Below are 22,957 nucleotides of genomic sequence, written 5' to 3'. Positions count from 1 at the left end.
CGCTAATAACAAGAGGGCTCCTGCGTAAGTCATGGAATTCACAACTGTTCTGTTCTACGTGTTCTCGGCGATCATGATCATCGCCGGGTTGCGCGTCATTACCGCCAAGAACCCGGTTCACGCCGCGCTGTTCCTGGTGCTCGCGTTCTTCAACGCCGCCGGCATCTGGATGCTGCTGAAGGCCGAGTTCCTCGCCATCGTGCTGGTGCTGGTCTATGTCGGCGCCGTCATGGTGCTGTTCCTGTTCGTCGTGATGATGCTCGACATTAACGTCGACCGCATGCGCGAAGGCTTCTGGGGCTACCTGCCGGTCGCTTCGGCGATCGGCGCCCTGATCGTGGTCGAGATGGCCGCGGTCCTGTGGCGCGGCTTCCTCGGCGCCGCGGAAGCGCCGGCCGAAGCGGCCGTCGGCCACATCGGCGGCACCCGCGAACTGGGCCGCCTGATCTACACCCAGTACATCTATGGCTTCGAAATCGCCGGCCTGATCCTGCTGGTGGCGATCATCGCAGCCGTGGCGCTGACCCTGCGCAAGCGCAAGGACTCCAAAGCCATCGACCCGGGCCTCGCCGTCCGCGTCAAGCGTAACGACCGCCTGCGCATCGTGAAGATGCAGGCGGTGAACCAGAAGGCGATCGATGCAGCCGCAGTGGCCGCCGCAGAAGCCAACAAGGAGGCTCCATGACTCTGTCGCTCGCTCATTACCTGATCCTGGGCGCGATCCTGTTCGCGATCTCGGTGGTCGGTATTTTCCTGAACCGGAAGAACATCATCATCCTGCTGATGGCCATCGAACTGATGCTGCTGGCAGTGAACCTGAACTTCGTCGCCTTCTCGCATTATCTGGGAGACGCGGCAGGGCAGATCTTCGTGTTCTTCATCCTGACTGTCGCGGCCGCCGAATCGGCGATCGGCCTGGCGATCCTGGTGGTCCTGTTCCGTAACCTGGACACGATCAACGTGGAAGACCTCGACAGCCTGAAGGGCTAATCGGTTTGTTCTGTGAACTCCTCGATAAACAAGACATAAGGCTATAGAAAATGACGGGGCCAATTAACCCTAACCTCTTGCTGGCGGTGCCACTCGCACCGCTCGCGGGCTCGGCGATCGCCGGCCTGCTCGGCACCAAGTTCTTCGGGAACGTGGTCGGCCGCAAGGTGTCGCATACCGCGACCATCGCCGGCGTGTTCATCGCCATGGTCATCTCGATCATGACGCTGATGGACGTGCTGGCCGGGAACACCTTCAACGGTGACATCTACACCTGGATGACCATCGGCAGCATGAAGATGTCGGTCGGCTTCCAGATCGACGCGCTGTCGGCCATGATGATGTGCGTGGTGACCTCGGTGTCGCTGATGGTCCACATCTACACGATCGGCTACATGGCGGAAGACGACGGCTACAACCGCTTCTTCTCGTACATCTCGCTGTTCACCTTCTCGATGCTGATGCTGGTCATGTCCAACAACTTCCTGCAGCTGTTCTTCGGCTGGGAAGCGGTGGGCCTGGTCTCGTACCTGCTGATCGGCTTCTGGTACACCCGCCCGACGGCGATCTTCGCGAACATGAAGGCCTTCCTGGTCAACCGCGTCGGCGACTTCGGCTTCATCCTCGGTATCGGCCTGCTGCTGGCCGCCACCGGCACCATGCACTACGGCGAAACCTTCGCCCAGGCCGCCAAGCTGGTCAACATGACCGTGCCGGGCACCACCTGGCCGCTGCTGACCGCCGCCTGCATCTGCCTGTTCATCGGCGCGATGGGCAAGTCGGCGCAGTTCCCGCTGCACGTCTGGCTGCCGGACTCGATGGAAGGCCCGACCCCGATCTCGGCGCTGATCCACGCGGCCACCATGGTGACCGCCGGTATCTTCATGGTGTCGCGCATGTCGCCGCTGTTCGAGCTGTCGGACACCGCGCTGTCCTTCATCATCGTCATCGGTTCGATCACCGCGCTGTTCATGGGCTTCCTGGGCATCATCCAGAACGACATCAAGCGCGTGGTCGCCTACTCGACGCTGTCGCAGCTGGGCTACATGACCGTCGCCTTGGGCGTGTCGGCCTATAACGTGGCCGTGTTCCACCTGATGACCCACGCCTTCTTCAAGGCCCTGCTGTTCCTCGGCGCCGGTTCGGTCATCATCGGCATGCACCACGACCAGGACATGCGCAACATGGGCGGCCTGCGCAAGTACATGCCGATCACCTGGATCACTTCGCTGCTCGGCTCGCTGGCCCTGATCGGTACCCCGTTCTTCGCGGGTTACTACTCGAAGGACTCGATCATCGAAGCCGTCGCCGAATCGCACCTGTGGGGTTCGGGCTTCGCCTACTTCTCGGTCGTGGCCGGCGTGTTCATCACCGCCTTCTACTCCTTCCGCATGTACTTCCTGGTGTTCCACGGCGAAGAGCGTTTCGGCAAGGCGCATGCGCATGATCACCATGACGACCATGCTCACCATGCCGACAACCACGGCGCGGAAGGCAAGGATCCGACTGCACTGCACGAAGCCACTGCCCACCACGAAGAAGAAGAGGAAGACGACCACGGCCACCACGGCCTGGCCCCGGGCCAGAAGCCGCACGAGTCGCCGCTGGTGGTGACCCTGCCGCTGATCCTGCTGGCGATCCCGTCGGTCATCATCGGTTTCTTCGCGATCAAGCCGATGCTGTACGGCGACTTCTTCAAGAACGTCATCTTCATCGGCGAGAATCACCCGGCGCTGGAAGAGATGGGCAAGGAGTTCCACGGCGCGCTGGCGATGGGCCTGCACGGCTTCACCGCGCTGCCGTTCTGGCTGGCCCTGGCCGGTGTCGTCGCCGCCTACTACTGCTACATGATCAATCCGCGTGTGCCGGCCTGGTTCTACGCCAAACTGCGCCCGATCCACACTCTGCTGGATAACAAGTACTACATGGACAAGTTCAACGAGGTCGTCTTCGCAGGCGGCGCACGCGGCCTGGGCAAAGGCCTGTGGCAGGTCGGTGACCGCGTCCTGATCGACGGCCTGCTGGTCAACGGTTCCGCCAAGCTGGTGGGCTGGTTCTCGACCATCGTCCGTACGTTCCAGACTGGTTACATCTACCACTATGCGTTCGTGATGATCCTGGGCGTGCTGGGTACGCTGCTGTACTTCTTCCCGTTCTGGCACGCTTAATCAGAGAGAAAAACAAGATGCAGTCCACGATTTCAACATTTCCTCCCTACCTGAGCCTGGCGGTCTGGTTACCGATCCTCTTCGGGGTGATCGTGCTGGCGGTCGGCCGTGACAGCCGCGCGGGCTTCACCCGCGTACTGTCGCTGATCGGCGCGGTGGTCAGCTTCCTGCCGACCATCCCGCTGATGAGCAGCTTCAGCAACACCCTGCACGGTCCCCAGTTCGTCGAGAAGGCGGCCTGGATCGAGCGCTTCAACATCAACTACTTCCTCGGCATCGACGGCCTGAGTCTCTGGTTCGTGCCGCTGACCGCCTTCATCACGATCATCGTCGTGATCTCGGCATGGCAGGTGATCGAGGAACGCGTGGCCCAGTACATGGGCTCCTTCCTGATGCTGTCGGGCCTGATGATCGGCGTGTTCGTTGCGCTCGACGGCCTGCTGTTCTACTTCTTCTTCGAAGCCACCCTGATCCCGATGTTCATCATCATCGGCGTGTTCGGCGGCCCGAACCGTGTGTACGCGGCGTTCAAGTTCTTCCTGTACACCTTCATGGGTTCGCTGCTGACCCTGATCGCGATCATCTACCTGTACAACCGTTCGGGCGGCTCGTTCGACATCCTGGCATGGCACGCCCAAAAGCTGACCATGAAGGAACAGGTCCTGATCTTCCTGGCCTTCCTGATGGCCTTCGCGGTCAAGGTCCCGATGTTCCCGGTGCACACCTGGCTGCCGGACGCCCACGTCGAAGCGCCGACCGGCGGTTCGGTGGTGCTGGCCGCGATCATGCTGAAGCTGGGCGGCTACGGCTTCCTGCGGTTCTCGCTGCCGATCGCCCCGGACGCCTCGCACTACCTGGCGCCGCTGATCATCGTGCTGTCGCTGACCGCCGTGATCTACATCGGCCTGGTGGCGATGGTCCAGAAGGACATGAAGAAACTGGTGGCCTATTCGTCGATCGCCCACATGGGCTTCGTCACCCTCGGCTTCTTCATCTTCAACGAGATCGGCGTGCAGGGCGGTATCGTCCAGATGATCTCGCACGGCTTCGTGTCGGGCGCGATGTTCCTGTGCATCGGCGTGCTGTACGACCGCATGCACTCGCGTGAAATCGCCGACTACGGTGGCGTCGTGAACCGCATGCCGAAGTTCGCCGCCTTCTCGGTCCTGTTCGCGATGGCCAACTGCGGCCTGCCGGCGACCTCGGGCTTCGTGGGCGAATTCATGGTCATCCTGGGCGCGGTCCAGTTCAACTTCTGGACCGGCCTGCTGGCCGCCACCGCCCTGATCCTGGGCGCCGCGTACTCGCTGTGGATGGTCAAGCGCGTGGTGTTCGGCAAGATCGGCAACAAGCACGTCGCCGAGCTGGTCGACCTGAACGGCCGCGAGTTCTTCATGCTCGGCGTGCTGGCGATCCTGACCATCTACATGGGCCTGTATCCGGCGCCGTTCACCGACTCGATGCAGGTGTCGGTGGCCGACCTGCTGCAGCACGTCTCGGTCAGCAAACTGCCGGCGATGCACTGAGCGGAACACTAAACAGATATGAATCCGATGATTAACACTACTGTCTCGGCGGCGTCCATCAACATGGCGCCGCTGTCCGCGGAAATCTTCCTGGTGGTCGCGTCCTGCGCGATCCTCCTGATCGACATGTTCCTGAAGGAAGGGAAGCGGAACATCACCTACGTCCTGTCGCTGCTGACCCTGGTCGGCTGCGCGGTGATCACCTACGCCGACTTCAATGCCGGCACCACGACCTACACGTTCTTCAACATGTTCGTGTCGGACCCGATGGCGAACCTGCTCAAGCTGTTCACCTACCTGGCAGTCGGCATCACCCTGGTGTACTCGCGCCAGTACGCCGGCGACCGCGGCATGATGTCCGGTAACATGGGCGGCGAGTTCTACGTGCTGGCCCTGTTCACCACGCTCGGCCAGATGATCATGATCTCCGGCAATAACATGCTGCCGATCTACCTGGGCCTGGAACTGATGTCGCTGTCGCTGTACGCGCTGGTGGCGATGCGCCGCGACCACGCAACCTCGACCGAAGCCGCGATGAAGTACTTCATCCTGGGTTCGCTGGCCTCGGGCTTCATGCTCTACGGTATCTCGATGATCTACGGCGCCACCGGTTCGCTGGACCTCACCACGATCGCCAAGCTGACCGCCGCCGGCGCCTCCAACCACACCATCCTGGTGTTCGGCCTGGTGTTCGTCGTCGCCGGCATGGCCTTCAAGCTGGGCGCCGTCCCGTTCCACATGTGGGTGCCGGACGTCTACCAGGGTTCGCCGACCGGCGTGACCCTGCTGCTGGGCGCAGCGCCGAAGCTGGCTTCGTTCGCGATGATGATCCGCATCCTCGTCGAAGGCCTGCTGCCGATGGCCTTCGACTGGCAGCAGATGCTGCTGGCCCTGGCCGTGCTGTCGCTGGCCGTGGGTAACCTGACCGCGATCGCCCAGTCGAACATCAAGCGCATGCTGGCTTACTCGACCATCGCCCAGCTCGGCTTCGTTCTGCTCGGCATGATGGCCGGCGTGACCGGCGGCAAGGATGTGGCGAATGCCGCCAACGCCGCCCCGGCCTACAGCGCCGCCATGTACTACACCATCACCTACGTGCTGACCACCCTGGGCAGCTTCGGCCTGGTGATGATGCTGGCGCGTTCGGGCTTCGAAGCGGAAGAAATCGCCGACTTCAAGGGCCTGGCCAAGCGCAGCCCGTGGTATGCCGTGGTCATGACCGTCCTGATGTTCTCGCTGGCCGGCGTGCCGCCGATGATGGGCTTCATGGCCAAGTGGGCGGTGCTGCAGGCCGTGGTCGCAACCGGCCAGTACTGGCTGGCGATCGTCGCCGTGCTGTTCTCGCTGATCGGCGCCTTCTACTACCTGCGCGTGGTGAAGACCATCTGGTTCGATGACGTGGCCGACGCCTCGCCGATCTCGACCCCGATGGACATGCGCGTGGCGCTGTCGCTGAACGGCATCCTGGTGGTGCTGCTGGGCGTGATGCCGGGCTCGCTGCTGCAGGCCTGCCTGACCGCCATGACCCAGACCCTGGGTTCGTAAGCGCCTTGGACCTGTCCCTGGCAACCTGGTTGGTGATCGCGGTCGCGATCGCGTTCGCCAACCTGCCTTTCCTGAACGAGAGCGTGTTCGGCTTCATTCCCCTGAAGCCAGCGCAGGGCAGGGCGCACACGAAGCTGTTCGTCGTGCGCCTTCTCGAGTTGTTTGTTTTATACTTCGTCGTCGGCGGACTCGCCCATTTGCTGGAATCCCGGATCGGTAACGCGTTCCCCCAAACCTGGGAGTTCTATGCAATTTCGGGCTGCATGTTCGTCGTGCTGGCCTTCCCCGGTTTCGTCTTACGCTACCTGAAAAAGCGCCGGTCCTGAGGGGAGCTGCGCAAACCTGCTGCGCGTTGCATTCCCGATCTGCGATGCTCCGCTCCGGCGGACCGGCCGTGCAGTAGTACGGCTGCGCTTCTCGATCGGAACTGCCGCCACTCGCGACGGTTTTCGCAGCTCCCTTTGGCTTGTCTGTAAAACGATCAACGAAGTATCACCGGAGTTTTCATGGATTCCCACCTGCGAGAAACCCGCATCGAGGGCGAACTGGCCTACGATGGCCACTTCCTCAAAGTCACCCGCGACCGCATCAAGCTGCCCGACGGCTCCGAAAGCCAGCGCGAATTCATCCGCCACCCGGGCGCCGTCGTGATCCTGCCGCTGCTGCCGGACGGCCGCGTGCTGCTGGAGCGCCAGTTCCGCTATCCGAACGACCGCGTCTTCATCGAATTCCCGGCCGGGAAAATCGATCCGGGCGAAGCCTCCCTGGCCTGCGCCAAGCGCGAGCTGGAAGAGGAGACCGGCTATACCGCGAAGGACTGGCACTTCGTCTGCACCATCCACAACGCCATTGCCTATTCGGACGAGCACCTCGACATCTTCCTGGCGCGCGACCTGACCCAGGGCGAGGCGAAACTGGACGACGGCGAATTCCTCGAGCTCTTCACGGCCACGATTCCAGAACTGCTGGAGATGGTGAAGCGCGGCGAGATCACTGACGTGAAGACCGTCATCGGCACCTTCTGGCTCGAGAAATTCGCCGCCGGCACCTGGACGCCGACCTGAGATGCCGAGGCTGCCGCCGCTGCCGCCACTGCTTGCCATGATCCTGCTGATCGCGGCAAACAATGCGGCGGCGCGCACGCCTTTCGAGGCGCGCTGCGAGGCGCGGCAGCTTGGCCTCGATACCGATACCCGGCGGCCCGGCGTCAGCGTCGACGCCCGCGACGCCGGCTACCGCGTCGACAACAGCCTGTCCTACCGCACCCTCACGCAGATGAAGCGCGAGCGCGCCGGCGACTACGTGCTGGGCCTGACCCGTGCCGAGTCGCGCGTGAGCATCAGCGTCGAGGGCGCCATCGTGGCCGATCCGGACACGGGCGAGGAGTGCATGCTGCCGCGGATCGGCGTGCGCCTGTCCTACCTGCCGGTCGTGATCTACGTCGGCAGCGAGTTCGCGCCGGGGACCTGTCCGTACCGCGAGATACTTGCGCACGAAATGCGCCATCTCAAGGCCTACGCCGACTACCTGCCGAAAGTGGAAAGCAGGGTGCGCACGGTGCTGGGCCGCCGTTTCGATGGCCGGTCCATGTATGCGCCGCGGGGCCAGGCGCTCGCGCGCGTGCAGGCGGAACTCGATGGCCGCTGGATGCCCTTCATCAAGGGCGAGATGGGCAAGGCCAAGGCCTTGCAGGCGCGTATTGACAGTCCGGGAGAGTACGCGCGTCTCAGCAAAGTTTGCCAAGGTGAGGTACAGTCTCTTATTGGATCGACAAGACGCTCACGTTCGTCAACAAGCTCATAAATGAATCAAGCACCACGTTACTTTGCCTTAATTCCAGCTGCCGGCGTCGGCGCCCGCATGGGTGCGGGCAGTCCGAAGCAGTACCTGAAGATCGGCGGCAAGCCGATGCTTCGCCACACCCTCGACGCCTTCCTGTCGAGCGACCTGATCGCGCACACCTTCGTGGTGGTGAGCCCGGACGATCCCTACATCGACAGCGTCGCCCCGAACCACGGCGTGACCGTGCTGCGCTGCGGCGGCGCGAGCCGCATGGAGTCGGTGCGCAACGGCCTGGCCGTGCTGGCGAATACCCTGGCGCCCACCGACTGGGTGCTGGTGCACGATGCCGCCCGTCCCGGCCTGAACGCCGAACTGATCGAGAAGCTGATCCTTGCCACCGGCGAACACCCGGTCGGTGGCCTGCTGGGCCTGCCGGTGGTCGACACCGTCAAGCGCTGCATCGACGGCGAAGCCTGCGGCACCATCCCGCGCAACGGCCTGTGGCTGGCGCAGACCCCGCAGATGTTCCGCTACAAGCTGCTGGCCGAGGCCCTGAAGGCCGCTACCGATCCGAATGCGATTACCGATGACGCGAGTGCGGTTGAAGCGCTCGGATTGACCCCCAAGTTAGTCGAAGGACACCCCCGCAACCTGAAAGTGACCCTGCCGGACGACATCCGGATCGCCGAGCTGTACCTGGCAGTGTCCCAACCCGAATTCGTGTGACGCCATGGCTCTTGCATCTTATAACCCAACTCCGCCGTTCCGCATCGGGACCGGCTATGACTGCCACGCCCTGGTCGAAGGACGCAAGCTGATCGTCGGCGGCGTCACCATCCCGCACCGCCTCGGCCTGCTCGGCCACTCGGATGCCGACGTGCTGCTGCACGCGATCATCGACTCGCTGCTGGGCGCGGCCGCCCTCGGCGACATCGGCAAGCATTTCCCGGACACCGACCCGATGTTCGCCGGCGCCGACTCGCGCACCCTGCTGCGCGAAGTGGCCTCGCGCGTGCTCGCGACCGGCTACACCATCGGCAACATCGACGCCACCATCATCGCCCAGCAGCCGAAGATGGCCCCGCACATCCCGCAGATGGTGTCGCGCATCGCCGAAGACCTCGGCGTCTCGCCGCAGCAGGTGAACATCAAGGCAAAGACCAACGAGAAGCTCGGCTTCCTCGGCCGTGAAGAGGGCATGGCGGCACAGGCGACGGCGCTGCTGGTCAAGGCGTAAGCCGTATTGTTCGCTCGTCGTCCCCGCCTGCGCGGGGACGACGGTTTTGGGTGGTCGCCTGCAACTTCCGTCGCGCCATGCGACACTGTCGGACATAAAACGACAACAAGGGAGCCAAGATGACCACGCCCACGACGATGAGCCCGCGCGCCGCCTGGCTCCTGATCCTGTCCGCCAGCGCGATCCTGATGATCACGATGGCGGCGCGCCTGACCACCGGCCTGTTCCTCTCGCCGATCAATACCTCGACCGGCCTCGGCGTCGCCTCGATCAGCCTGGCGATGGCGGTCGGCCAGTTCATGTGGGGCGCCTCGCAGCCGATCTTCGGCGCGGTGGCCGACAAGTACGGCCCGGCGCGCGTGATCGTGCTGGGCGGCCTCATGCTGGCGCTGGGCCTGGCGGCCACGCCCTTCGTCTCCTCGCAGTGGGGGCTGATGCTGACCCTCGGCGTGCTGTCCGCGTCCGGGGCGGGGGCGGGCAGCTTTTCGATCCTGATCGGCGCCACCGCCCAGCGCCTCCCTGCCGAGCGCCGTCCCTTCGCCGCCGGCTTCATCAATGCAGGCGGTTCTTTCGGCCAGTTCGTCTTTTCGCCGCTGGTGCAGGCGGTGATCCAGGCCAGCGGCTGGGTGGTGGCGATGATCTCGCTGGCGGCGACCACGCTGCTGACCATTCCGCTGGCCTTCCTCATGCGCGGCCGGAAGGCGACGGCGCACGCGGCCGTCGCCGTCGATGAAACCACCCTGGGACGCCAGGTCCGCGAGGCCCTGCGCGACAGGAGCTATCTCTACCTGCACGCCGGCTTCTTCACCTGCGGCTTCCACATCGCCTTCCTGGTGACCCACCTGCCGGGCGAAGTCGCGTTGTGCGGCCTGCCGGCCGGGGTGTCGGCCACGGCGCTGGCCCTGATCGGCCTGTTCAACATCGCCGGCTCGCTGATCGCGGGCGCGCTCGGCCAGCGCTACCGCATGAAGTGGCTGCTGGCCGCGATCTACGGCGGCCGCGCCCTCATCATCGGCATCTACCTGCTGGCGCCCAAGACGGCGCTGACCTTCTATGTCTTCGCCGCCGCGCTCGGCTTCTCCTGGCTGGCGACGGTGCCGCCGACGGCCGGCCTGGTCGGCAAGCTGTTCGGCACGCGTTACCTGTCGACCCTGTTCGGCCTGACCCTGCTGTCGCACCAGGTCGGCGGCTTCTTCGGCGCCTGGCTGGGCGGGCTCTCCTTCGTCCACTTCGGTGATTATTCCTGGATGTGGTACGCCGACATCGTACTGGCACTGGCCGCCGCGCTGGTCAACCTGCCGATCCGCGAAGCGCCGGTGCACGCGGCCTCGCGCGCCGCGGCAGCGGCGAAGGCCTGAGATGGCGCGCGATCCCTGGGCCTACCGCGACGTCGCGGTCGAATCGGTGCCCGATGTGCGCACCGGAGCACTGCGCATCAGGCCGATGGCCGGCCAGGCCTATGCGACCTCGATGCGGGTGCAGTGCGGGCGCAGCCTGCGCGACCCGGCGCTGTATCCGGCCGGGACCCGCTTCCTGATCCGCGCCAAGCTGACCGACCGCCAGGGCGGGGCGCCTTACCTGTACGCCCACCATGGCGATCCGGTGAAGGTGCTGTCGCCGCGCGAAGTGGAATCCTTCCTGGACGAGTACCGCCGCCGGCGGATTTGAGGAGCTTCGGAAAAACCGAAGTATCCATCAAGGTTTATGCGGTTTTACTTTCATGCGCATGGCATTACTCTGGTGTCTCGTTCACTTGAGGAGTCCTGTCATGCGTAGTTACCCCACCAACAGTCCCAAGGCCGTGTCGCGGCTGCTGGCCCTTGCCATGATCGTCGACGGCCACCTGGCGCCTTCGGAGGTGAAGGCGATGCATCACTCCGGCATCCTGCTGCAGACCGGGATCGACGAGGACGGCTTCGACGACGTGGTCCGGGACCTGTGCGAAGACCTGCTCTCGAGCGCCGCCCGGCGCTGCAGCGCCGAGGTCGAGATCGACGCCCGCCTGCTCGACGACCTGCTGGGCGAAGTCGAGGACAAGACCCTGCGCATGTCGCTCATGAAGGCGATGCTGGACATCGTGCACGCCGACACCGTGCTGGACGCCCGCGAAACGCTCCTGATCGAGCGCGCTTTCAAGACCTGGTCGATTCCGGAACGCGGCCTGCAGGCGGCCTGAAGCGGGCCCGCAAGGAAATGTGACAATTGTTGAATTTCGGGCCCGCCGGCGGCTGTTATCCTGACGGATTGTTCAGGCCGCCAGGCCGATTCCCGGAGTCACCGTGTCCTTGCCCCTTTTCATTCGCGCGCCGCTGCGCGCCCGCAGCGGCGCCTTCCTGCTTGCCGCCATGCTCGCCACGATGCTCGCCCTGAGCGCCTGCGGTGGCGGCGGCGGAAGCAGCGCGGCGCCGCCAGTTGCAAGCGTCCAGGCGCCGTCGATCGCAACCCAGCCGGCCTCGCAGACCGTGGCCGTGGGCCAGTCCGCCACCTTCAGTGTCGCCGCCACCGGCGACGGCCTGGGCTACCAGTGGCAGCGCAACGGCGCCGACATCGCCGGCGCCACCGCCGCCAGCTATGTGCTGGCCAATGCGCAGGCGGCCGACGACGGCAGCAGCTTCACGGTCGTGGTGCGCAATGGCGGCGGCAGCGTGAGCAGCGCTGCGGCCATCCTGCAGGTCAAGGTGGGGCAGCTCAGCCTGCTCGCAGGGGCGCTCGGCGGGGAAGGCCAGATGGATGGACCGGTGGGCCGCTTCCGGGAACCGACCAATATCGCGGTCAGCCCCTCCGGCGAGCTGTGGGTGAACGACAGGGACTTCACCGCGACGCTGCAGTCGAGGAAGATCGTGCTGCTTCCCGGCGCGGCCGCGAATGTCGCGACACTGCCGCCCGCCGCGACCTGGGCGACCGTGGTCGGCGCGGTCGATGCCGCCGGCAACCGTTACGAAAACTGGTACCTCGCGATCCACAAGACCACGCCCGCCGGCGTGCGGACCCTGCTGGCGGGGAATCCGAGCGTGGCCGGTTCGGCCGACGGCGCCGGCATCGAGGCCGGCTTCAAGGCCATTGCCGGCATGGCCGTCGACGCCGGCGGCACCCTGTACGTGGCCGACCGCCTGAATGCCACGATCCGCAAGATCAGCCCGGCGGGCGCGGTGACGACGCTGGCCGGCAGCGCCGGACTCACCGGCAGCCAGGACGGCGCGGGCGCCGCCGCGCGCTTCCGCAAGCCGGGAGCGCTGGCGCTCGACAAGGCCGGGAATATCTACGTGGACGATGACAGGGTGCTGCGCAGGATCACGCCGGCCGGCGTGGTGACGACCCTGGCGACGGTGCCCGAGCCCGCCGACGGTTTGCTGCATGCCGCGGAGCCGAATGCCGGCCTTCCGGTCCTGGGCGGCCTGGCGGTCGGCGCCGACGGCAGCGTCTACGTCCTGTCGGGGAATATTCGCCGGGTGAGTCCGGACGGCGTGGTGACGGATTTCACCGGCGCCGAGACGGCGTGGAGCGACTACGCCGCCATGAACCAGGACGCCGCCGGCAACATGTACGTGGCGGACCCGCGGCAGCCGGCCATTTTCCGGGTGACGCCGGCCGGCGAGATCGGCGTCGCCGCCGGCCTGCCGGGCAATTCCGGCTCCGCGGACGGCGTGGGCGGCGCCGCCCGTTTTGCCGCGGCGGGTTCGTATGTCGACCCCATGTTCGCCGATGCGCAGGGCAATCTGACCCTGACCGAAGGCACCCGGGTGCGCAGGATGTCTGCCGGCGGCGCCGTCAGCACGCTGTCCCTGCCGGAGCAGGACGGCAAGGGCGGCCGCATCGCCTACATCGTTTCCGGCATGGCCTACGGCAGGGAGTTGCTGGCCTGGTCCAGCGGGACGCTCAGGACCCTGGACGGCAATGGGAACACGACCGGCGTCGTCGCCACGGCGACGTCCCGCGGCCTGGTCGATGGCCCGCGGAACATCGCCAGCATGTCCTTCCCGGGCGCCTTCCTGGCCGACCCGAAGGGGAACATCTACTTCCGCGACACGGTCTGGGCCAGCGTGCCGACGATCGTCACGCAGCCTTCCCTTACCTATATCCGCAGGATCGGCCCGGATGGCGCCATCGTCACCTTGCCCGGCTCGGAAAACGTCGATGTCCAATACTGGATCGCGGACCGCGACGGGAATATCCTGTATTCGAACGGGAATGGCGTACAGCGCATGAGCCCGGACGGCGTCTCGACGACGCTGTACGCGCGCCCGGCCGATAGCGATCCGGCCGTTTTCGCGGGACCGCTGGCGATCGACCGCAGCGGCAATATCTACCTGGCCAGCGGTAACGTGCTGCGCAAGATCACGCCGGCAGGCGCCGCGCGCATCGTGGCCGGCACCCCGGAAGTCGTGGGCGTCAGGCCGGGCCCGCTGCCGGCCAGCCTCAACCGTGTTACCGCGCTGACCGTCGGCGACGACGGCCTCATCTACCTCGAGAGCGAAAACGCGATCCTGACGCTGAGCCAGTAAGCAAACAAACCAGGGCAGGGCGGCACGCGAGGCCGGCAACCCCTTCCCGGCTTCGCGGTTATCATGTGGCTATTACGACCACATGAGAGGATCGCCATGGCAACGAGGAAGATCGCAGTACTGGTAGGCAGTCTCCGCAAGGAATCGTTTACCCGCAAGCTGGCGAAGAACCTGATGCTGCTCGCCCCGCCCACGCTGGAGCTCGAGATCGTCAACATCTCCCAGCTGCCGATGTACAACCAGGATGACGAGACCGACACGCCGCCGCCGCGCTGGACCGAGTTCCGCGAGCGCATCCGCGAGGCCGACGGCGTGCTGTTCTGTACGCCCGAGTACAACCGCTCGCTGCCGGGGGTGCTGAAGAACGCCATCGACGTCGGCTCGCGTCCCTACGGCAAGGCCGCCTGGAACGGCAAGCCCTGCGCCGTGGTCAGCAATTCGCCCGGCGCGCTGGGCGGCTTCGGCGCCAACCACGCGGTGCGCCAGTGCCTGGTGTTCCTCAACATGCCCTGCATGCAGTCGCCCGAAGCCTACATCGGCGGGATCGGCAACAAGTTCGACGGCGACAGGCTGACCGACGAGTCCTTGAGCGGCTTCCTGCAGCAGTTCATGGAATGCTTCGCCACCTGGGTCGAGCGCCATGCCGACTGAGGAGGGCGTCAGTTCGCGCGGGCCGATCGCGATCCGCGAGATCGACCATGTGGTGCTGCGCGTGCGCGACCTGGCGCGCGTGCAGCGCTTCTACCGCGAGGTGCTGGGCTGCGAAGAGATACGGCGGCAGGCCGAGATCGGCCTGGTGCAATTGCGCGCCGGCAGCGCGATGCTGGACCTGGTGCCGGTGGACGGCAAGCTGGGCCGCATCGGCGGCGCCGCGCCGGGCCGCGAGGGGCGCAACGTCGACCATGTGTGCTTCCGCGTCGAGCCCTTCGACGAGGCGGCGATCCGTGCCCACCTGGCGGCCCACGGGGTCGAGGCCGGCCCCGTCGAATCGCGCTTCGGCGCCGAGGGCGAGGGGCCGTCGATCTACCTGCACGACCCGGAAGGGAACATGATCGAACTGAAGGGGCCGGCCTCGACGTGAAGCCGCAGGACCATCCCTATGTGTCGCAAGTCCCGGACTCGTATGGCAAGCCGCCGCCCGGGCTGCGCCGGCGCATGTTCGACATCATCTTCGAAGCCGACACCCCGGCCGGACGCCGTTTCGACATCGCGCTGGTGTTCGCCATCCTGCTCAGCATCCTGGTGGTGGTGCTGGACAGCGTACCGGGGCTGCACAAGGAGTATGGCAAGGCGCTGGATACGGCCGAGTGGGTGTTCACCGGGCTGTTCACGCTCGAATACCTGGCGCGCATCGTGTGCGTGCAGCGCCCCTGGCGCTATGCGGGCGGCTTCTACGGCGTGATCGACCTGCTGGCGGTGCTGCCGAGCTATTTTTCCTTGATGGTGCCGGGCACCGAGCTGCTGCTCGACATCCGCATCCTGCGCCTGCTGCGGGTGTTCCGTATCTTCAAGCTCACGCTCTACATCGAGGAATACACGCGCCTGGGTGAGGCGCTGTCGGCCAGCCGGCGCAAGATCATGGTGTTCCTGTCGGTGGTGCTGATGGCCATCCTGATCCTCGGCACGATCATGTATGTGGTCGAAGGGCCGAAGAACGGCTACACCAGCATCCCGGTCGCGATGTACTGGGCCACCGTCACCATGACCACGGTCGGCTACGGCGACATCACGCCGCATACCTACCTGGGCAAGGCGATCGCCTCCTTCATGATGCTGCTGGGCTGGGGCATCCTGGCGGTGCCGACCGGCATCGTGACGGCCGAGATCGCGGCCAACCGCAACGAGCGCCGGCGCGGCGCCGCGCGCAGCCGGGCCGAGCGCCGCTGCGGCGCCTGCGGCAGCACCGGCCATGAAGCCGGCGCGCGCTTCTGCAAGGACTGCGGCGCGGCGCTGGGTGCGCCCGAGCCGCGAGGTCAACGGGACGCGTAGTCCTGATTTCAAGCCCGGCACACTTAATACATCTCAAACGCGTACGCCGGCGCGCCTTTAGTCTTCTAGGTTCATGCCACGGGCATGCGGCGCTGCAGCAAATCCTGCGGCGCCACGCCCACGCGGCGCCGTGGCTTTTTCAAAAACCATTGATTAGAAAGCGAGGCATACGCATGTATCCATTCCCGCAAAGTGTGGCGCCGGCAGTGCGCACCCACGTCGACGCCCAGACCGCCTTCCTGAACGACATGTCGAAGTCGATGTTCCGTTCCTTCCAGCAGATGTGCGACCTGAACATCCAGCTGGTGCAGACCATGATCGAGGAGACCACGCTGGCCGGCAAGCAGGTGCTGAGCGCCGACCGCCAGACCGAACTGCTGAGCGCCGCCACCTCGCGCGCCCAGCCGGCCAGCGACAAGCTGCGCGCCTACCAGCAGCACCTGACCCGCCTGGCAGCAGATGCCCAGGTGGAACTGTCACGGGTGACCGAGCAGCACATCCAGAACACCACCCGCACCGCACGCGCCCTGGCCGATGAAGTGGCGCGCGACGCCACCGAGCAGACCGAGCGCGGCCTGCGCGCCCAGCAGGAAACCGTGCGCCAGTTCGCCGACCCGTTCGCCCGCACCGGCGACGGCGCCGCCTACCAGCCGCAGTCGGGCGGCAGCGGCGAGGCTGCGCGCAGCGGCGAGGCTTCACGCAGCGGCGCACCGCAGGCGGCCGGCCAGCAGGCGGGCAGCCAGGGCCAGCGCAGCGCAACCACCCACTAAGCCCGGCAAACCCGGGATGAGCGGGGCGCCGCCGGCATGGGGCGTCCCGCTCTCGGGTTCCCGATCAATCCTCCAGTTCGTCCTCGCCCGGCTTGCGGCCGCGGCTGCGGTCGAGCGGCCCCTTCATGTTCTCCACCTCGCGCATGAATTCATCGATGCCGTGGTCGCGGCTGACCCGCACTTCGGGCGGCAGCAGCACCGCCATGTACTGCTCGTCCGCCAGGCGCCCGGTGCGCTGCAGGTTGAACAGCAGGATCAGGCCGGAACCCAGCAACGCCAGGCCGGCGCCGATCCAGCGGTACAGGATCCGGTTCTGCGGCTTGACCGTACAGAGGTGGAAATAGATCATGCCGGCCACCAGCAGCGTCGCCGCGTGCGAGGCGTAGTGGGTGAAGAACTCCGCCGAAAAGGCATAGGCGAGGGTGGCGGCCAGCAGCGCCGTCAGCGTCAGCGCGACCACGCCGCAGCCGAACACGAACAGGTGGCGGCCCAGGCGCGCGTGGCGTCCGAACAAACGGTTGGCGAAGGCCCACACGCCGCCCCACAGCAGGGCCGCGCCGGCGCTCCACGCCAGCGCCTCGAAGTAGCGCACGAATTCGAAGTACTGGGTGTCGCTGAGCCAGCGCGCGAACAGGCCGGCGCCGCCCGCCAGCACGATGCCGGCGGCGCCCGGCAGCGCGCCTTCCCAGCGGTGGAAGGTGCGGTCCTCGAGTTCCGGCGCCACCGGAAAGCTGGCCGCGCGCACGCGCAGCGAGGTATGGCCGATGCGCACCACGGTATCGCCGGACAGGACCACTTCCTGCAGCCGCTTGCCGCGATGGTTCAGGCCGTTCCGGCTGCCGAGGTCGCGCAGCACCAGGCGTCCGGCGGGGTCCAGCTCGATCCGCGCGTGGCTGGCCGCCACGTAGTCATCGTCGATGATGAAGTCGTTGTCGTAGCCGCGCCCCAGGCGGATCGGCAGGGCGTCGACGCGGCGGCGCTGCAGCACGTCGCCGTTGCGCGCCAGGGTCTCGATGAACCAGGGTCCGCTCATGGCCGGGCTCACTTTCCCGGTCCGCGCGGCCGGCTCCGTCCGAGCGCCGACAGGAAGGCCCGGGTGGCGCGCATCCCGTTCTCGAAGGAGACCCCGGCCAGGTCGAGGCGGCTCTGCAGGCTGGCGCGGCCGTCGTCGGTGCTGGCGGTGAGCAGGGTGAAGTTGTACAGGCCCGCGAACTTGCGGTAGGCGCGCACGCAGGTGACGGCGCGCAGCGACAGGCTGGCGGTGTGCACGAACTGCTCGGTGCAGGCCGGGCGGGTCAGGCGGGTATCGCGCGAGGGGCCGATGCGGTCGACCCGGAAGCGGTCGCTGGCCAGCGCCGAGAACTGCAGCGGATGCATGACCGCCGAACGCAGGTAAAGGTGCGACATCGACACATGCCCGGTCTGCTGGGTGTCCGACACATAGACCGCGACTTCCATCGCGCAGCTGACCGAATCGCCGGTGTACTCGGCTTCGAGGCGGAAGTTGGAGCGGCCCCAGCAGCGCAACTGCTGCGATTCCCGCACCGGCACGTGGTAGGGGCCCATGGTCTTGATCGACAGCGGCTCGGCCAGCAGGCGGTCGATCATCTCGCGCTGGTGGGCCAGCAGCTGCTGGGCGATCAGCGGATTGAAGTTCTTCGGCGGGTGCGGCTGGGCGGCGACCCTGCGCAGCAGTTCCTGGGCGTAGCGTACCGGCACCAGGAAGCTGACCGATTCGCCGTCGCGGCGCTTCGAGACGTTCACGCCGGCCACGGTGCCCGACACCGTCACGCTCGGCCCGCCGCTCATGCCGGAGTTGATCGGGCCGGTGAAGATCAGCTGGTCGTAGAAGCTGCGTGTGACGATGCCGTTGTAGGCGCCTTCCGAGATCGCGAAGCCGAGATCGAGAGGGTTGCCGAGCGAATACAGGTACTGGCCCTGGGTCAGCCTGACCGGATGCTCGGGCACCTGGAAGAAGCCGGTGCCCTTGCGGTTCACGCGCACCACGGCCAGGTCGTGCAGGACGTCCACCGCCAGCAGTTCCACCGGGCCGGTCTTGCCGTCGGTGTCGACGTACTCGCCGGTGTAGACGTCCGGGTCGAGCGCCATCTGCGACACCACGTGGTAATTGGTCAGTACCAGGTTGCTGGCGCCAACCAGGAAGCCCGAGCCGACCGTGGACTGGCTGCGGCCGTTCTTCAGCAGCATGCGGATCTGCAGCAGGTCAGCCTTGGCGGCCGAGTACAGGTCCTGGGCGGCGGTCGAGGGTGTCGGCAGGGCCGTGGTCTCGTCGGTCTCGCCGGGACCGGGCGCCGGCGGCGTGGTGGCCGGCGGGGTGGCGGGGGGAATCACCAGCGGCGGCTGGGGTGCTGTTTTGCTACCGGAACCTTGTGCTGAAGTAACACTCTTCGGCGCAAGCGGCGCCGCACCGCCGCGGATGGCGGCCAGGGCGCAGGCGAGACACATCAGGATGGCGCGCGGGGACAGTCGCATCCGGGCATATTGCCAGAGAAATCAGAATGGATGCGCCTGAAGATTACTACGTCGTCCCCGCGCCTTAACCCGTCGTCCCCGCGCAGGCGGGGATCCAGGTTCTGCGTGCGTTACCGAAACGCGAACAAGCTCGGGTCCCCGCCTCCGCGGGGACGACGGTTTACAGTTCGCCGTCCAGCACCGCTTCCGCCGCCGGCGTCATCATGTGCCCCAGCTTGGCCTGCTTGGTGTTCAGGTAGCCGTTGTTGAAGGCATTGCGGTTGACCAGCAGCGGCACGCGCTCGGCCACTTTGAAGCCCAGCTTGGTCAGGGCGTCGATCTTGCGCGGATTGTTGGTCATCAGGCGCACGGATTCGATGCCGAAGTGCCGCAGCATCGGCTGCACCAGTTCGTAGTTGCGGGCGTCGGCGTGGAAGCCCAGCTGCAGGTTGGCCTCGACCGTGTCGGCGCCGGCTTCCTGCAGGCGGTAGGCGCGGATCTTGTTCACCAGGCCGATCCCGCGGCCTTCCTGGCGCAGGTAGAGCAGGATGCCGCGGCCTTCGGCGGCGATCTTCTTCAGCGCGCCCTCGAGCTGGGCGCCGCAGTCGCAGCGCTGCGAGAACATCACGTCGCCGGTCAGGCACTCCGAGTGGATGCGCATCAGTGGCGGTTCGCCGGTGGACAGGTCGCCCAGCGCCATCGCAAGATGCTCTTTCCCGGTCGCGTGCTCGACGAAAGCGTGCAGCGTGAACTGCGCCCACGGCGTCGGCAGGGTGCACGAGGTGACGTAGTCGACGAGATTGGACGCGCTGGCGGGCGAAACTGCGGCGTTGTCTTGCATGACGGGATTCCTGAATCGAAAAGCGTTGATACCTGCAGGTAAACCGGCAGTTTACCGGAAATCCGACATCGCCGTGCGGCAGCGGCCGATCCGCCGGCCGATTTGTATCCGCACGGCATCATCGTGTGCTACGCTGGCGGCGGCTTTTTCCTTCCCGATTCCGATGCCGTCCTCCCGATCCTTTCCCCGCACACTGCTGCCGCGCCGCCTGGGCGCCTGGCTGGCGCTGGCCTTCACCCTGCTGTCCATCGTGCTCTCGGTGCTGCTCGTCACCGTGATCGAGGTCCGGAATACCGAACAGGTCAAGTCCAGCATCGGCTACGGCCTGGCCGAACTGGCGCTGCAGACTTCCGACAAGCTCGAGCACGGCATGTACGAACGCTATCGCGAGGTGCGCCTGATCGCCCAGCGCCGCGGCCTGCGTCCCGAGACGGCCACGCTGGCGCGCCGCCGCGAGACCCTGACCCAGCTGCAGGACAGCTACGGTTACTACAGCTGGATCGGCATCGCCGGCCTGGACGGCAAGGTGCAGGTCTCGGCCAGGGGCATGCTGGAGGGCGCCGACATTTCGAAACGGCCCTGGTTCCAGGACGCCCTGCACGGCCGCTACGCCGGTGACGTGCACGAGGCCAAGCTGCTGTCCAAGCTGCTGCCGCAGCAGGACGAGCCGTGGCGCTTCGTCGACGTCGCCTTCCCGGTCCCGGACGAGGCCGGCCACCCCCAGGGGGTGTTGGGCGTGCACCTGTCCTGGCAGTGGGCGCGCGACGTCGAACGCTCCGTGATCGCGCCGATCGAGGCGCGGCGCCAGGTCGAGGCCCTGATCGTCGACGCCAAGGGCACTGTCCTGCTCGGCCCGCCGGGCTGGCAGGGCAGCCAGCTGTCGCTGGCCAGCCTGAAGGCAGCCCAGGCGCAGAAGGAAGGCGGCTTCCAGGTCGAGCGGTGGCCGGACGGCGCCTCCTACCTGGTCGGCTTCGCGCGCGGCCGCGGCTACGCCGAGTATCCGGGCCTGGGCTGGACCGTGCTGGTGCGCCAGAAGGTCGACGACGCCTACGCCCCGGTGCGCCGGCTGCGCGACTACGGCCTGGGCGCCGGCGTGCTGCTGGCGGCCCTGTGCTCGCTGGCCGGCATCCTGGTCGCGCGCCGCATCACCCGCCCGCTGGGCGAACTGGCGGACTCGGCGCGCCGCATCCGGGCCGGCGACACGGTCGCCATCGCGCCCGGCCGCGCCGACTACGAGGAAGTCGAAGCCCTGTCCGGCACGCTGGACGTGCTGGTGACCGACCTGCTCAAGCGGCGCCTCGAACTCGAAGACCTGAACGCCACCCTGGAGCTGCGGGTCGAGCAGCGCACGCTGGAGCTGGAGCGGGCCCTGAACACGGTGCGCGCCAGCCAGCAGCGCATCGTCAACATCATCGAGACCGCCCAGGACGCCTTCATCAGCGTCGACCTGGAGGGCCGCATCACCGACTGGAATTCGGCGGCCCGGGCGATGTTCGGCTGGCGCCGGGAAGAAGCCGTGGACCGGATGCTGATCGGGCTGATCATCCCGGAGCGATTCCGCGAGAGCGCGCTGCAGGCGCTGCGGCACTTCCGCGAGACCGGCCGGCTCGACCTGCTGGGACGGCGCGTCGAACGCGCGCTGGTGCGGTGCGACGGGGTCGAGATCACGGCCGAGATGACGGTCGGCCTGGTCGGCACCGGCGATGGCGTGTTCTTCAGCGTGTTCCTGCACGACGTCTCGGAACGCAAGGAAGTCGAGCGCCTGAAGAACGAGTTCGTCTCCACCGTCTCGCACGAACTGCGCACCCCGCTGACCGCGATCAGCGCTTCGCTGTCGCTGCTCGCGGACGGCATGGCCGGCGAGCTGCCGCAGGATGCGCGGGGCCTGGTCGGCGTCGCCAGCGCCAGCACCGAGCGCCTGGTGCGCCTGATCGGCGACGTGCTCGACATCCAGAAGATGGAAGCCGGGCAGATGGCCTACCACCGCGTGCCGCAAGCGCTCGGCCCGATCGCGCGGGGCGCGGTCGCGGCGATGGACAGCTTCGCGGCCCAGGCCGGGGTGAAGCTTGCCTTCGAGGCGGATGCGGATGCGGACGGCCTGCGCGCCGACGTCGACCGCGACCGCCTGGCCCAGGTGATGACCAACCTGCTGTCGAACGCCATCAAGTTTTCCGGGCCGGGCAGCGAGGTGCTGACCCGCCTGGACGCGCACGGCGGCACGCTGCGGATCGCCGTGATCGACCATGGCGCCGGCATCCCGGAAGCCTTCCGCGGCCGCGTGTTCCAGCGCTTCGCCCAGGCCGACGGCGCCGACTCGCGCCAGAAGGGCGGCACCGGCCTTGGCCTCAGCATCTGCAAGACCATCGTCGAGGAGCATGGCGGCCGGATCGGCTTCGAAACGGCGGAAGGGAAGGGCACCAGCTTCTTCGTCGACCTGCCGGCGATCGCGTCCTAGCTGTTCCGATACGAAAATCAGGGCAGGGGGCCGGGGCGCGAGTCATTTCGGTTCGATCTGGCTTTCGCCAAATCGAGACCGTTTCGTGATGCATGCCCCAATTCCCTTGTAACAGGCGGGCACGGCCCTAGACTGAAGCGAGTACCTGAAGCCCGTACTTGCCCCGATCTTCCTGATGGAGAACTATCATGCGTGCCTTGTTCATCGCCATTCCCGTCTCGCTGCTGCTGACGGCCTCCCATGCGGTCGCCCAGTCCCAGTCGCACGACTACCCCCTCACCGACAGCACTTCAGGATCGACCGTGTTCGTGACGGCGCCGCCGAAAGCCATTTTCGTCGCGCCTTCCGACACCGATTCGATCAAGGGTGCCTACGCGATGTCGAACGGCTGGCGCCTCGACGTGAAGTCCGCCTCGAAGGGCATCGTCGCGCGGATCGACGACCAGCGTCCGATGCGCCTGATCGCCGTGGCGCCCGACAGATTCGTCACCGCCGACGGCAATGTGGAGATGCAGTTCAACCAGGGCGACTTCGGCGACGACATGACCATGAGCTATGTGCCGAGCTCGCGTGTAGCGGAGCGGATCACGATCAGGTCGACGTTGGCCGCACGCTGACCGTGTCCGGGGGCGGCCCCGGCGCAGGGATTTTTTTTCAGTACTGATCCAGAGCAAATTTTC

General features: G+C 66.4%; 23 protein-coding genes. 20 read left to right on the top strand and 3 right to left on the bottom strand.

All coding sequences use genetic code 11. The features are described 5' to 3' along the window. Positions 1 to 31 precede the first annotated feature (31 nt). The 18 genes from AM586_RS07170 to AM586_RS07085 all read left to right on the top strand — a co-directional run bounded on the left by AM586_RS07170 (position 32) and on the right by AM586_RS07085 (position 16,509). On the top strand, positions 32 to 685 hold the full coding sequence (locus AM586_RS07170) for an NADH-quinone oxidoreductase subunit J (protein WP_047826270.1): 654 nt from the start codon (positions 32 to 34) through the stop codon (positions 683 to 685). Beyond that, on the top strand, positions 682 to 990 hold the full coding sequence (nuoK, locus tag AM586_RS07165; protein WP_036168632.1) for an NADH-quinone oxidoreductase subunit NuoK: 309 nt from the start codon (positions 682 to 684) through the stop codon (positions 988 to 990). The genes AM586_RS07170 and nuoK overlap by 4 nt, the downstream gene beginning before the upstream one ends. Before the next feature lie 50 nt (positions 991 to 1,040). Further along, positions 1,041 to 3,158, top strand: a complete 2,118-nt coding sequence (gene nuoL / locus AM586_RS07160; RefSeq protein ID WP_047826269.1) for an NADH-quinone oxidoreductase subunit L — start codon at positions 1,041 to 1,043, stop codon at positions 3,156 to 3,158. A 17-nt stretch (positions 3,159 to 3,175) separates the two neighbouring features. Next, complete coding sequence (locus tag AM586_RS07155) at positions 3,176 to 4,684, top strand: NADH-quinone oxidoreductase subunit M (protein ID WP_047826268.1); 1,509 nt, start codon at positions 3,176 to 3,178, stop codon at positions 4,682 to 4,684. 18 nt (positions 4,685 to 4,702) lie between these two features. Then, positions 4,703 to 6,229: an NADH-quinone oxidoreductase subunit NuoN gene (gene nuoN, locus AM586_RS07150; protein ID WP_373887950.1), complete on the top strand. Its 1,527-nt coding sequence runs from the start codon at positions 4,703 to 4,705 to the stop codon at positions 6,227 to 6,229. A 5-nt stretch (positions 6,230 to 6,234) separates the two neighbouring features. Beyond that, a complete protein-coding gene (locus AM586_RS07145; protein ID WP_047826267.1) occupies positions 6,235 to 6,555 on the top strand; it encodes a DUF2818 family protein in 321 nt (106 codons plus the stop codon). A 180-nt stretch (positions 6,556 to 6,735) separates the two neighbouring features. Continuing rightward, positions 6,736 to 7,293, top strand: coding sequence for an NUDIX domain-containing protein (locus AM586_RS07140; RefSeq protein WP_047826266.1), 558 nt, complete (start codon positions 6,736 to 6,738; stop codon positions 7,291 to 7,293). Position 7,294: 1 nt separating this feature from the next. Next, complete coding sequence (locus AM586_RS07135; protein WP_052234427.1) at positions 7,295 to 8,032, top strand: hypothetical protein; 738 nt, start codon at positions 7,295 to 7,297, stop codon at positions 8,030 to 8,032. Continuing rightward, positions 8,033 to 8,737 carry a 2-C-methyl-D-erythritol 4-phosphate cytidylyltransferase gene (gene ispD / locus AM586_RS07130; protein ID WP_047826265.1) on the top strand — a complete coding sequence of 235 codons (705 nt, stop codon included), beginning with the start codon at positions 8,033 to 8,035 and terminating at the stop codon, positions 8,735 to 8,737. A gap of 4 nt (positions 8,738 to 8,741) precedes the next feature. Next, complete coding sequence (gene ispF / locus AM586_RS07125) at positions 8,742 to 9,248, top strand: 2-C-methyl-D-erythritol 2,4-cyclodiphosphate synthase (protein WP_047826264.1); 507 nt, start codon at positions 8,742 to 8,744, stop codon at positions 9,246 to 9,248. A 119-nt stretch (positions 9,249 to 9,367) separates the two neighbouring features. Continuing rightward, positions 9,368 to 10,606, top strand: coding sequence for an MFS transporter (locus tag AM586_RS07120; RefSeq protein WP_047826263.1), 1,239 nt, complete (start codon positions 9,368 to 9,370; stop codon positions 10,604 to 10,606). A gap of 1 nt (position 10,607) precedes the next feature. Then, positions 10,608 to 10,916 (top strand): hypothetical protein, encoded by a 309-nt coding sequence (locus AM586_RS07115; RefSeq protein WP_047826262.1) that lies wholly within the window; start codon positions 10,608 to 10,610, stop codon positions 10,914 to 10,916. 100 nt (positions 10,917 to 11,016) lie between these two features. Beyond that, positions 11,017 to 11,424 carry a TerB family tellurite resistance protein gene (locus AM586_RS07110; protein ID WP_047826261.1) on the top strand — a complete coding sequence of 136 codons (408 nt, stop codon included), beginning with the start codon at positions 11,017 to 11,019 and terminating at the stop codon, positions 11,422 to 11,424. A 103-nt stretch (positions 11,425 to 11,527) separates the two neighbouring features. After that, a complete protein-coding gene (locus AM586_RS07105; protein ID WP_156328263.1) occupies positions 11,528 to 13,750 on the top strand; it encodes a hypothetical protein in 2,223 nt (740 codons plus the stop codon). A 96-nt stretch (positions 13,751 to 13,846) separates the two neighbouring features. Further along, the gene (locus AM586_RS07100) at positions 13,847 to 14,401 is read left to right on the top strand and encodes an NADPH-dependent FMN reductase (RefSeq protein WP_047826260.1); all 555 of its coding nucleotides are present in this window, start codon (positions 13,847 to 13,849) and stop codon (positions 14,399 to 14,401) included. Continuing rightward, positions 14,391 to 14,831 (top strand): VOC family protein, encoded by a 441-nt coding sequence (locus AM586_RS07095; RefSeq protein ID WP_047826259.1) that lies wholly within the window; start codon positions 14,391 to 14,393, stop codon positions 14,829 to 14,831. The genes AM586_RS07100 and AM586_RS07095 overlap by 11 nt, the downstream gene beginning before the upstream one ends. Next, positions 14,828 to 15,739 (top strand): ion transporter, encoded by a 912-nt coding sequence (locus AM586_RS07090; protein ID WP_373887949.1) that lies wholly within the window; start codon positions 14,828 to 14,830, stop codon positions 15,737 to 15,739. The genes AM586_RS07095 and AM586_RS07090 overlap by 4 nt, the downstream gene beginning before the upstream one ends. 173 nt (positions 15,740 to 15,912) lie before the next feature. After that, positions 15,913 to 16,509: a phasin family protein gene (locus AM586_RS07085; protein WP_047826258.1), complete on the top strand. Its 597-nt coding sequence runs from the start codon at positions 15,913 to 15,915 to the stop codon at positions 16,507 to 16,509. A 64-nt stretch (positions 16,510 to 16,573) separates the two neighbouring features. Here AM586_RS07085 and AM586_RS07080 read toward each other — a convergent pair whose 3' ends face one another. The 3 genes from AM586_RS07080 to ribA form a co-directional block, all read right to left on the bottom strand. Next, positions 16,574 to 17,542 carry an FHA domain-containing protein gene (locus AM586_RS07080; RefSeq protein WP_047826257.1) on the bottom strand — a complete coding sequence of 323 codons (969 nt, stop codon included), beginning with the start codon at positions 17,540 to 17,542 and terminating at the stop codon, positions 16,574 to 16,576. 8 nt (positions 17,543 to 17,550) lie between these two features. Then, on the bottom strand, positions 17,551 to 19,002 hold the full coding sequence (locus AM586_RS07075; protein WP_052234425.1) for a S1C family serine protease: 1,452 nt from the start codon (positions 19,000 to 19,002) through the stop codon (positions 17,551 to 17,553). A gap of 160 nt (positions 19,003 to 19,162) precedes the next feature. Continuing rightward, positions 19,163 to 19,822, bottom strand: coding sequence for a GTP cyclohydrolase II (gene ribA / locus AM586_RS07070; protein WP_047826256.1), 660 nt, complete (start codon positions 19,820 to 19,822; stop codon positions 19,163 to 19,165). A 163-nt stretch (positions 19,823 to 19,985) separates the two neighbouring features. Here ribA and AM586_RS07065 point away from each other — a divergent pair, with 163 nt between their 5' ends. Continuing rightward, a complete protein-coding gene (locus tag AM586_RS07065; RefSeq protein ID WP_047826255.1) occupies positions 19,986 to 22,277 on the top strand; it encodes an ATP-binding protein in 2,292 nt (763 codons plus the stop codon). Positions 22,278 to 22,465: 188 nt separating this feature from the next. Further along, positions 22,466 to 22,894: a hypothetical protein gene (locus tag AM586_RS07060; RefSeq protein ID WP_047826254.1), complete on the top strand. Its 429-nt coding sequence runs from the start codon at positions 22,466 to 22,468 to the stop codon at positions 22,892 to 22,894. Positions 22,895 to 22,957 lie beyond the last annotated feature (63 nt).

Source organism: Massilia sp. WG5 (assembly GCF_001412595.2).
Taxonomy (GTDB): Bacteria; Pseudomonadota; Gammaproteobacteria; order Burkholderiales; family Burkholderiaceae_D; genus Telluria.
Note: the sequence above shows the minus strand (reverse complement) of the source record. Positions and strands in the feature narration are given on the sequence as shown.